Raw genomic sequence first — 11,731 nt, 5'->3', positions numbered from 1 at the left:
GTTAGATATTATCATAATCTCCATGATATCAACATTCTGTACGTGACTTAAGATCTATTTTCCATACATCATTTCATACATTCCTGTAATGATGCTAATCCTTATGTTTTAATTTCTAGCAATTATTCGTATGAATTCTTTCATATATTACTTGTTCAGATGTTAAACTAGTTTTATATTATCTAAACAGCCATCTAAACAAAAAAACAGGGAACCCCTTTTCAAACATAGAATTGTTCAATTGTTTGAATAATGTTTAGTTCAGATGTTTAGATGTTTAAAAGGACGGTGATCTGAACAATGCAACAAAAAGACTGGTTATCAGCTCAAGAAGTAGCCAGAGAAATAAAAGTGTCCGCTATGACTATAAAACGAAACTGTCAAACCTACAGTAGTTTTTTAAAATTCCAACAAGGTGAAAAGAACAAATATTTAATCTATAAAGAATGTATACCTGTTTTTCAATTTATAGCTAAAATGAGAAATAAAAAAAACCTCCAAACAAAACAAATTATTAGACTCCTTAGCAAAGAAGGATTCCCTGAATATATAGACATTGAACCTATCCAAACAACTAAACAACAACCTGAACAAATCCAAGTGAAACAAGAACTTGTAGCTGTTCAGGAGTTAGATAGAATTGATATTGAAAGAGTATCTGAACAACTAAAAAAACATGAAGAAAATTTAAAAGAATGGTTAACTGAACAGCAAAAACAACAACAAGATTTTCAAAAAGCTATGATACAAAGAATGGATGAACGTGACCAAAACCTAATGACTATGATCCGTGAAACCCAGGATACTAAAAAATTGATTGCAGCCACTCAACAAAAAAAGTGGTGGCAATTTTGGAAATAGAACAAACCTTGCATATAAGCAAGGTTTGTTTATACAGAATTCTATACAGATTTTTGTACTAATACAGGACATTTGTAAGCCTAAAAACCCCCAGAATCTCCACAATGTATAAAACCATGCATAAAATGATAAACAAGGAAAAAGTCAAATCCTAGTTATATCAATAGTTTGTGCGTTTTCCTTGCTACCGATAATAGGACGTTATGTTAACCTTACATGTATATTTTATTCATCTAAAAATGTAAAAATGTTTTGACATCCTAACTCCCACTAGATATAATCCGAATGTAAAAATGTTTTTACATTTATGAATAGAAGGGAAGCATACAAAATGAATAAAAAGAAATTCATATTTTTAATTAATTGCATTTGTTTAATTGCTATTATTGCTTATACTTTATATGTTTTTGTAACAGAAAAACGTATTAAAATGGGAGTATTTTTCTTTGCATGCTTAATTATTAGCTCTATTGTAAATCTAGTCACATGGGGCGATGCTGAAGCTGTTTCAGAAGAAAGCCAGGATGAATTAGGAAAACACATTTCTTATTTGAGTTACAAGATTGGATATTTTGTCCTTATCATCGTTATGTTCATTACATTAGTTATAGGAGAGGGTAAAACTATTTGGAGTCTTGATAACGTGCAAAACTCCGCTCTTTATTTAGCCTTATGTGCTTCCCTTGTTATAGTTCCAATCACTGAATTTTTTGTATCAAAGAAGTTTAAGTAATATGAAAAACTCTATTTCAGTATTCCGTAAAGAAAAATCTATGACACAAGAAGAATTGGCTAAGTATTGCAATGTATCACGCCAAACCATTAATGCAATTGAAAATGCTAAATATGATCCAACATTAACATTAGCTTTTAAATTAGCCGAGGTACTACGTACAACGGTTGATGAACTATTTAATCCGAATTAACTTCCGTTAACGATCATTATGTAAATAAGCTGTCCATATGGGCAGCTTATTTTTTATTTAAAGATTTTGTTTTTGTCTTTAGGTCTTTCCTTTGCTTTTTGGCTAGAGTGCTGGCTCGTCGTGTGGGGGCGAAACCCCACGTATTCCGTATCAAATTTCGAGTAAGAACTATTTTAGAGCGAATGATCTAGGCGGTTCGGCTCGTATACTTGCTAGACCAAGTCGAGAACCATTGCTTTGCTTTTTGTCTGTCGGCTTGGCGAGAAAAGCACACGAGCCGAAAAAAGTTTTGCCAGGATGGAGCGTAGCGAAAAAGGTGGAGATTTTTGAGCGTTCTTTGCTCAAAAATACTACCTGTTCCTTGCGGAACTTTTAGCCTTATATAGAGAGTGAGAGTAAATTAACCTTATTTGGTTATAAAAATGTTGTTATATCAAGGATTTATAGGTACTTTCGTAGTTATCAAATTAGGTAACATTAGTTATCAAATTAGGTAACTACGAAAACATAAAAAATAGCCCTTAAAAAAGGGCTATTGGAAATTTTTTTAATAAAGGTTTGGATTTTATAAATAATGCTTTTAAAGTAACTTCAATATTGTCACGTTCACCAGAAAACATAATGTTAGGATTAATAAAAATTGCGTTAGTACGTGCGTTATTACCTTCAATTTCTTGACCTACTGCTTTTACTACAATACCTTTTTCTTGTAATTGCTTTAATACTCGACTAACCTTAGGTTTACTCGTTCCAAGACGTTCAGCAATCTGCGTTTGAGTCATAGGAACTGCACTTCTAGAATGAATATCATCAACTATACAATTACTCTTAAATTGTAAAAATCGTTGAATGCGCATTAAAAATAGTATTTCTTCATCAGTAAAATATCCTGTCTCCAAAGCATAGTTCCAATTATCTTGAATCAATTGAACAAACCTCACTTTCGATTGAGGACTTTTTTTAGTACCTATGTAAAGCTCTTTACCAGTAGCTTTAGCCATAATCTCCATAGCTTTTTCTAATTCAGCTTTTGAAACCTCATTATGATCTTGCTTAAATTGTTCATTTTCAATTTCTAAATCTCTTTTTCTAGCATTTCTTTCAGCTTGTCCAAAATCTACAACTTTTGTCATAAAATAATTCTCTCCCTTAGTGGAAGGAATCAACTTTTATATGTTAGAATGTATATAGAATATATATTGGTTGATTCCAACCTTATTATGAAAAACCGCCTGCCGACCAAAGCATGGGCGGTTTTTCTCGTTTATTACATCTTTCTTTATAATAACATGAAATACGTTACTAAAGGTTTCCATCTACTAAAAATCAATTCTCTTTTTCACCATTATTACGTCTATCTTTCCATATCAAACCCTCTCTGCTTATTCATTTCCCTCTTATGTTCCTGTTCAAAATGATTATTAGCTTCCCTACCAACCAATTCATTTTTAACAAACCCTCTAAACGCCTGAAATTGCTCTTTTAAAGCTGCTTTCGTTTGTTGGTATAAAACCCTTATATTTGTTTGTAAATCCTTTATATGAGCTTTTAAAGACCCTATTTCCTTATGTAATACACTAACTTCTTTTTTTAACTGACCTTTTTCTTGTTTCAATATCCTATTCTCTTCCATCCAACCTTCTGCAGTCATTTTTAAACTTTGATACTCTTTCACAAAGTCTGTTTTTCTCAAACGCTCATAATCCTTTTTGATAGTAACCGCTGCGTTCACTTGTTTTGTTAATTCTTGATATTGTTCTGGTGATAACACATAATTTCCAGTCTTTTTCTTCGTGACTTCAGCTTTCCCAAACGTTTTATTATTCTGTACTTCTGTTATTACTTCTTTACGCAAAAATGGAATTTTAATAGGTTCATTTGGCACTTGATCAGTAGCACTATCTAATTCTTTTTGCATTTGTTCTATTCTTTTTTCTAACTCTATATGACGCTGGCCAATTAACTGCAGCTTTTCATTTTCACTCTCTACTTGTTGCTTTACTATCTCTAATTCTTTGTGCGTATCAACGACATCACTTTCCAAACTCGTTTTCGTTACTTCTAATTCGTTTGTTTTCTCTTCAACGTTTTTTAAATGATCGTCAATCGTTTGTAAATATGTTTCTTTTTCTTCTACTTGGTTTTCAATAGTTGACTTTGCTTCTGCATACTCTTTGTATTGACGAACTTTCATGTACTTATGTGAACCAACATTAGCACGTTCAAAATTCGGAATATATTCTTTAGCCAATTGCTCAATATAGGCCGTTTCTAATTCTCTCCAATGTGCAATTAACTTTCTTCCCGTTCCTTCTACACCTTGTTGTTGCAAAGCTCTATCCATTCCGACACGCCTCGTTAATCCTCGACTACTTTCGAAATTCGGCACATAGTTAATATGTAAATGCGGATTGGCTTCATCATCATGTAAAACCATGTTATAAACCGCTAGGTTTGGATTTCGCTCCTGAAACGCCCCAGCATAGCGCTTCAGTGCTTCCTTTTTGGCCTCTCTATACTTTGGGTCGTCTTTGCCTTCCCCAATCGCTACGACCAATTCTCGTTGCTCATGTGTCTTATCGTCTTTACGTATTTTTTCATAGTAATCATCTATCTTACGGTCATTCCGTTTTTGTTTCTCGTTGTACTTGTCCACTGCTTCTTGAAAGACATCCTTGTATACACTTCGGATGTCCTTTTGAACAAAGTAAATATTCTCATCTAATCTGGCTAGATCTATACCAGGATTTCCATGAGTATTTTCTCTGTTATTGTGGCTTAATGAACTTTGATGAGATTGATTAAATGAGATAGAACCCAACATAAAGTGCCACCACTTTCCCTAGATTAATTGATACCATAAGTCTAGCAAAGCGACGAAATGGAGTCAATTAGAGTAACCCTATACATATTTTGACGCTACGCGTCAAAATATATAGGGCTCTGCGAGGCCCTTGTCGGCATAGCCGAGTCACTACGTGACCAAAACCAAACCTTGGGCGTTGCCCAAACCCACTGGGGAACCCTTCCCCAGACCCCCTTTATCGAACTCCCCAACCCCTCACTCCTTGAGGGGCTTCCTCGCCGGTTGGCGTCCCCAAAACGTATCGTTTTGAGAAACTGCCAAGAGGATGATGAATCAGTGGCACGAGTCCACTCCTTAATGCTCCTTTCATGGATCAGCACAAACCGCTGCACCATTTCAGTCCGCTTACCATGGACTCTTACCATTTATCTTTCTTCTCCCAATAGTCGTTTCGCGAATTACTCTAATTACTCATCGAACTCTCAGTCATTAAACAATTAGACAAGTCTGGTAATACAAACCAAGCATCGATAGAATAAAGAAATAATATTGGTTTTATTAATAAAACGAAGTAAATAGTTCACTATATTAATAATTTAGTTAATTAATATAAAAAATAGGAACCTTTTTTAGATTCCTTAAAAGAAAATAGAATAGGTAGGATACAAAACTTATTAATAAATTTTGTATCTCTGTATCTTATGTTGAGTATAAATTTAGGTTTGTACATTTTAGTTTTAAAAAAAGCAAACCAAAGAATTTAAATTCTTTGGTTTGCTTTTTTTTGTCCTGGGTAAATTTGAGTTGGAATTAGTGAAGATAAGGATTAATAAATCCTTACTAGTATGTTATGACTAGAGTCAAAAGAAGCTTGTACATTTTAAATAAAATTTTTTTGTTATATAAAAGGGGCCAAGAAATAATTTTTAATTTTATTTCTTGGCATGGGTGTTTGGAACGTTTGGATGCTGTTCCTCACATTATTGTATGTTTGTATTGATTAAACGGTTTGTTATTATGATTCTTTTGCAACAAAAAACACTTATTAAAATAAGTGTTTTTTGTTGCAAAAGTCAATTTATAAATTAAAAGAATTTGTTTTCTAATTTTAAAATTATTCATCACATATTGGACGTTCACAACAGAATCGATTACAATCTGGTGAATTTATAGAAACTACATTGATTTTATTAATGGCAATACGTGCTAAACCGGGAAAACAATCAAAATCAGAAAGAATAATTACACTACTACCTTGAAATCCTTGAAATGTTGCGCTTGTAGGTGGTTGACAATCATATTGAATGACAAGACAAGTTCCAGGAGCTAATGTTCTTAAAAATTGTAATAACCCCGGATTACTATCATTATTTTCAGTAACAATTTGCTCTTTTCTTCTAGGAAGTTCTCTATGATCATTACAACCACAACCTCCACCAAAACCAAAACCCATAATATTACCCCCTTTCGTTCATTAGTACATCTTATGCTTGTCTGGAAAGGATGGTGTAAGCATGTAAGACTAGTTAATTGTGGATTTTTATACAAATTCAAAAAGGAATTCCTTTGTTTTTGGGTGTGAGGTGAGGCTGGGGTGAAGCGAAGCGAGGGGCTAGCCCCTTAATATGCATCAAATACATATTGCAAAAAAAGAATACTTTGATTGGAAGAACTAGCGGTTCGGCAGGTATACTTATGAATCCAAGTCGTACAACTTAAATCTTCGTTTTTGGTCTGTTCGGCTTGGCGAAAAAAAAATCCCTGCCGAAAAAAATTCCGCAAGGATGTAGCGAAGCGAAAAAGGTGGAGATTTTTGAGTGATTTTTACTCAAAAATACTACCTATTCCTTGCGGAATTTTTAGCCCTTATTATAAAAGACACAAAGAGCATATAAAAAAACCCTTAATATATAAGGGTTTTTTTATATAAATAGTTACCATATTTGGTATTGTTCTTACCATATTTGGTATGTATAATAGATACCGAGATAGGTAACTATTATTAAATAATTGGAGGGTTAAAAATGTCATCATTAGATAAAGATATTTTTATTGAAGTACCTGATGAAAAAACAGGGGAAATTCAACAGTATTTATTAACTCCAACAAAACAGAAAAAAGTTTATAAGGGGGACTGGGTTATGATGTTCCAAGAAGGATTAACACATGTTGCCAAACTTAATTTAAAAGGTGAAACATTACGTGTCTATATGATTTTATTAGCAAAATTAGATTATGAAAATTGGTTAAGAATTAGACAAAAAGATATAGCTAAAGAATTGAATATGAATCCCCCACATGTCTCAAGAGCAATTAAAGAACTCTTTGAACATGGCATTTTAGTAAAAGGTCCAAAAGTAGGTGCTTCGAATACATATCGTTTAGATCCTTCATTTGCTTTTAGAGGACGAGATAAAAATTTAGAACAAGTTAGAAAAGAAGTAAAACACCTTAAAATAATAAAATAGGGGTATTACCCCTATTTTACATTTCATGTTCAAAGCCCCTATCCCGTTCTTTTTTCGGTTCTAAAGCTTGTACAGATTGTTCAATTCCTTTACTTAATCCAATTTCCTTATCCACTTTCTCTGCTAGATCCTCACTCCCCATTTTTCGAAGCCAGTAACTTGTATAATTTGCAATCCCATCTACCAATCGATTCCCTCGTTCATTTAGCGGTTGTTCATATTCCTTTTTGCTATATTTCATCATGCCAACTGCTTTCGCTACATTCGCAAAACTCATTTTTAATCCTTCGTACAGTTCATTCACTTTGTTCAACGTCCGTTTCAAACGACTATTCTCTACGGTTAATAGATTCACTTGTTCTTGTAATTTTTGCTTTTCTTCCCACCATGTTTGACTATTCTCAATAGCTGCTTCTTTCCCAATCAAATTTCGTTCCCTTTGATTCACTTCTAATTCTTTATAGCTAATATCCAACTCTTTTTGATTGATGAACTCTTCCCTTTCGTTTAATTGCGCCTCCTTGGCTTCTAGTAAGCTTTTAGACCTTCCTATGGTACTTAGACCTTCTCGGATGCTAGAAACGCCTCTAAGGCGCTCAGAAAGCTTCAGGGCGTCTTCTTTTGTCAGAATATAGTTTCCTGTTTTTACTTCTTTCTTTTTCAGCAACCCTACTTTTTCTGTTTCTGCTTTCAACCTTCTCATATCAAACAAAGGAAATCCTTGTATATCCTTTTTTACCTGTTCCTTTGTTTCTTCTAGTTTTGTAATCTCTTCTTTCGTATCTCCTATTTGTTTTTGTAGGTTCTTCTGTTCTTGTTGTTGTTCTCTCACAATCTGTTCTAACTGTTCTTGTATCGTTTGTAATTCTTCTGCTTTTCCCTCTGACTGTTTCACTTCTTTGTCTACCCGTTGTAAATAGGTTTCTTTTTCCTGTACCTGCTTTTCTACAACGGACTTTGTTTCCGCATATTCTTTGTATTGTTTTACTTTCATGTACTTATGAGATCCTACATTCGCTCGTTCAAAATCAGGAATATGTTCTTTTGCTAATGTTTCGATATATGCCGTTTCTATCGCTCTCCAATTCGCAATCAGTTCCATCCCTTTTCCTTCCACACCTTGTTGTTGCAAAGCTCTATCCATTCCGACACGCTTCGTTAATCCCCGACTACTTGAAAAATGTGGCACATAGTTGATATGCAGATGCGGATTCGCTTCATCATCATGTAACACCATGTTATAAATTGCTAGATTCGGATTACGCTCTTGAAACGCTTCTGCATACCTCTGTAAAGCTTCTTTTTTCTCTTTCCTACACATTGGATCATCTTTACCTTCCCCAATCGCTACAACTAATTCTCGTTGCTCATGTACTTTTTCACTTTTACTGATTTTTTCATAGTAATCTTGAATCTTGCGGTCATTCCGTTTTTGTTTCTTGTTATATGTATCTACTGCTTTTTGAAACACCTCTTTGTATACACTCCGAATGTCCTTTTGAACAAAATACATATTCTCGTTTAACCTGGATGGATCAATACCAGGATTTCCATGTGTATTTTCTCGATTGTTATGACTAATGGAACTTTTATGAGATTGATTAAATGAGATAGAACGCAACATCACATACACCCGCTTTCCTAGAATAATTGATACCACGAGTCTAGCAAATCGACGAAATGGAGTCAATTAACGTAACCCTATACTTATTTTGACGCTATCGCATCAAAATCGATAGGGGTCTGCGACGCTTATCGGCTTTGCCGAGCCACATTTCACGTGGCAAAAACAATACCTTGGGCTTTGCCCAAACCCACTGGGGAACTCTTCCCCAGACCCCATCATTCGAACTCCCCAACCCCTCAATCCTTGAGGGGCTCCCTCGCCGGTTGGCAGGAACAAACAATTGTTTGTTCCATTCCAAGAGGGTTCGGGTGTAGTACAGTTGGTCAAGTCAAATACTCCCTTTGCTTCGCTAGGTCCGTTTTGATTGACCAACACAAACAGCTACCTCTGATTTAATTCCTCACTAAATGAGATAGAAAAGATTAGAACTTATATGCTATATAGAGTGAGAACTAAATAATGATTTAAAAGGGGTGATAAAAGAGTAGTAAGTTTTATTACTGATACAATCATGGTTTGTCCTGATTGCAAAAATAGTAAGTGGGACCTTCGGGAAACTAAACAATTTTTAGAGATACTTCCTCTTACGGTTGCACTAGTCGATTACACAGTAAACACAAGAAGATATTGGAACTGGGATAAGAGTAAATATATCTATACTATTGAGACAGATCATAAAGGGAATTATATTTCTATTAAGTTTCATAAGGATTACTGGAGAAAGAGTAAAAGTAAGAAGAAAAAATACAATCAAAGATTGATTACTATAAAAATAACAATGAATTTAAAAAGAATATTTTTGTGATAAATGAAAAATATTCAAAAAATAAACCGCACACATTGATAGATGGATACACCACTTTTTTAGCTTCAAAACAATTAAAATTAAAAACAGTTCCAGTTTTAATTGTTGAAGAAATAAATATGTAGGCATAAAAAGACCTACCAATCAATAAGTTTAGTAGGGGAAAGCGAAATTTCAATTATTAAAACGGCTAAAAGTTCCGAAAAGAACGGATCGTGTGCTTTTCGGAACTTGGACAAGCAAGTATATGAGCCAAAACGCAAAGAAAAACTCAGGATATAGGATCAAAAACCTATTAAACAGAAAAAACCAAGCTAAGAATTTTCGAGTCATTTTAATGCTAATTTATAATGACTCTTTTTATTGGTATTTTTATATCTTAATGGAACATATATGATTTAGTGTTATATTAAAATATTTTTAACAAGAAAAAATTTGCTTAGCCTAGTTTATTTTTGGTCTTTTGTTATTACTTTTTGATAGAAGTTATTAATTAAAAGAGAAAATTTTTAATAAAAATATAAATTGATGCTTTATATATTTCCGATTTTAAATAGTGTTAATGAACATACAGTCGATTGACCAGCGTGACCTGGAATATTGATATTAACACTATCTGTAGATGTGTTTTGTAAACTTATATTATCTCCAGCATTTAATGCATATATTAAAGAATAACTAGCTGTTTGAGTTCCTACATTTACACTATTTGTATACAAATCAGTCCCTGGTATAGCTATACCATTTACCATCATTTGCATACTATAATTTAAATTTGAATTATATGGTGTATAAAAAAATGTTATTAAATATAAACCGCTAATATTTACTGTAACAATATTATTATTTAGAGTCATTCCTAATACATTACGTGAGGTAGTAAGTGGGTAAAGATCTCCTGGATTTACAGTAAGTGCAGTATTTGGCGATATAGTGAAAAAATCGCCAAAAGATTCTAAAACTGTGGATCCAGTTGGTCCAGTAGATCCAGTTGGTCCAGTTGGTCCAGTAGATCCAGTTGGTCCAGTTGGTCCAGTTGGTCCAGTAGATCCAGTAGCCCCAGTAGATCCAGTTGGTCCAGTTGGTCCAGTTGGTCCAGTAGATCCAGTAGCCCCAGTAGATCCAGTTGGTCCAGTAGATCCAGTTGGTCCAGTTGGTCCAGTTGGTCCAGTAGATCCAGTTGGTCCAGTTGGTCCAGTTGGTCCAGTAGATCCAGTAGCCCCAGTAGATCCAGTTGGTCCAGTTGGTCCAGTTGGTCCAGTTGGTCCAGTAGATCCAGTAGCCCCAGTAGATCCAGTTGGTCCAGTTGGTCCAGTAGATCCAGTAGCCCCAGTAGATCCAGTTGGTCCAGTAGATCCAGTAGCCCCAGATCCGGCAATAAGAGTATAATCTGGAGAAGAACCAGGCGTACCACTTGGACTTGGCACATTTACAATATATGTGCTGCCATTATACGTTACAACTTGACCGGCTGGATAAGTTGGTGCATTAGCTGGATTAAAAGGAACAATACCAGATAAACCAATACCAGTAGCCCCAGTAGGTCCAGTTGGTCCAGTGGGGCCACCGCTTCCTCCAGGTGTACTACCAATTAATTGTGTTAATAAACTTAAAAGTGTTTGTAAAGTTCCCGGATTAATTATTAGTGTAGAGAAAAATGCAGGAAGTGCAGCATAAAATTGTTGTAATAAAGTTGCTAATTTTCCTAAATCAGGATTAGGGGATTGTAATATACCTAAAATACTTTGAATCAACTGTTTTAAATAATTTCCTTCTGGAGAAGGCGCTAATGAATTTAGTAAATCTAAAAATTGATTAAATAAATTGATTAAATTCATTCTATTCTGATTACTAGGATTTGCAAAATATGCTGAAATAGCTGTTGCTAATGAGTTTAATAATGTAATTAATTGACTTAATTGTTGATTAGTAATAGGAGTTGTTTGATTATTACAACAATCTTGATTAGAAAAGAAAAAATTAGGAGAACAATTATTAAGATTGTTACAATTATCCATTTTATTCCTCCTTTTTTGGAATTTAATTGATATAACATTGTATTATATGTATATACTTCTTTTTTTCTTGGATGAATGAACATTATTTTTTAAGTTTTTTATGTAGAAATCAATAAAATGCGTTCTGTTTTGAAAACAGAACGCATTTAACAAATTCAAAAGCAACAACAAGTATATATAATATTATGTATAAATGGAAGAAGTGTTTTAGTTAAATACC

9 protein-coding genes are annotated in these 11,731 nt (G+C 33.9%); 4 read left to right on the top strand and 5 right to left on the bottom strand.

All coding sequences use genetic code 11. The features are described from left to right. Positions 1-300: 300 nt before the first annotated feature. The 3 genes from ACQGS6_RS16170 to ACQGS6_RS16160 all read left to right on the top strand — a co-directional run bounded on the left by ACQGS6_RS16170 (position 301) and on the right by ACQGS6_RS16160 (position 1,787). Positions 301-861: a DUF3967 domain-containing protein gene (locus ACQGS6_RS16170; protein ID WP_426965309.1), complete on the top strand. Its 561-nt coding sequence runs from the start codon at positions 301-303 to the stop codon at positions 859-861. Between the two features lie 331 nt (positions 862-1,192). Continuing rightward, a complete protein-coding gene (locus ACQGS6_RS16165) occupies positions 1,193-1,594 on the top strand; it encodes a hypothetical protein (protein ID WP_426965307.1) in 402 nt (133 codons plus the stop codon). Position 1,595: 1 nt separating this feature from the next. Further along, positions 1,596-1,787 (top strand): helix-turn-helix transcriptional regulator, encoded by a 192-nt coding sequence (locus tag ACQGS6_RS16160; RefSeq protein WP_098257661.1) that lies wholly within the window; start codon positions 1,596-1,598, stop codon positions 1,785-1,787. A gap of 521 nt (positions 1,788-2,308) precedes the next feature. Here the strand turns inward: ACQGS6_RS16160 and ACQGS6_RS16155 are convergent. The 3 genes from ACQGS6_RS16155 to ACQGS6_RS16145 form a co-directional block, all read right to left on the bottom strand. Further along, positions 2,309-2,920, bottom strand: coding sequence for a helix-turn-helix domain-containing protein (locus ACQGS6_RS16155; protein WP_098163547.1), 612 nt, complete (start codon positions 2,918-2,920; stop codon positions 2,309-2,311). A 221-nt stretch (positions 2,921-3,141) separates the two neighbouring features. Next, a complete protein-coding gene (locus ACQGS6_RS16150; protein WP_426965306.1) occupies positions 3,142-4,611 on the bottom strand; it encodes a plasmid recombination protein in 1,470 nt (489 codons plus the stop codon). 1,096 nt (positions 4,612-5,707) lie between these two features. Further along, positions 5,708-6,046 carry a hypothetical protein gene (locus ACQGS6_RS16145; protein ID WP_078186025.1) on the bottom strand — a complete coding sequence of 113 codons (339 nt, stop codon included), beginning with the start codon at positions 6,044-6,046 and terminating at the stop codon, positions 5,708-5,710. Positions 6,047-6,617: 571 nt separating this feature from the next. Here ACQGS6_RS16145 and ACQGS6_RS16140 point away from each other — a divergent pair. Next, positions 6,618-7,061, top strand: a complete 444-nt coding sequence (locus tag ACQGS6_RS16140) for a helix-turn-helix domain-containing protein (RefSeq protein WP_000096320.1) — start codon at positions 6,618-6,620, stop codon at positions 7,059-7,061. Positions 7,062-7,077: 16 nt separating this feature from the next. Here ACQGS6_RS16140 and ACQGS6_RS16135 read toward each other — a convergent pair whose 3' ends face one another. Further along, on the bottom strand, positions 7,078-8,685 hold the full coding sequence (locus tag ACQGS6_RS16135; RefSeq protein WP_426965305.1) for a plasmid recombination protein: 1,608 nt from the start codon (positions 8,683-8,685) through the stop codon (positions 7,078-7,080). Positions 8,686-10,026: 1,341 nt separating this feature from the next. Further along, on the bottom strand, positions 10,027-11,511 hold the full coding sequence (locus ACQGS6_RS16130; protein WP_426965304.1) for a collagen-like repeat preface domain-containing protein: 1,485 nt from the start codon (positions 11,509-11,511) through the stop codon (positions 10,027-10,029). Between the last annotated feature and the right edge of the window lie 220 nt (positions 11,512-11,731).

The organism is Bacillus sp. GMs2/2, from assembly GCF_050172095.1.
In the GTDB taxonomy this organism is placed as follows: Bacteria; Bacillota; Bacilli; order Bacillales; family Bacillaceae_G; genus Bacillus_A; species Bacillus_A cereus.
Note: the sequence above shows the minus strand (reverse complement) of the source record. Positions and strands in the feature narration are given on the sequence as shown.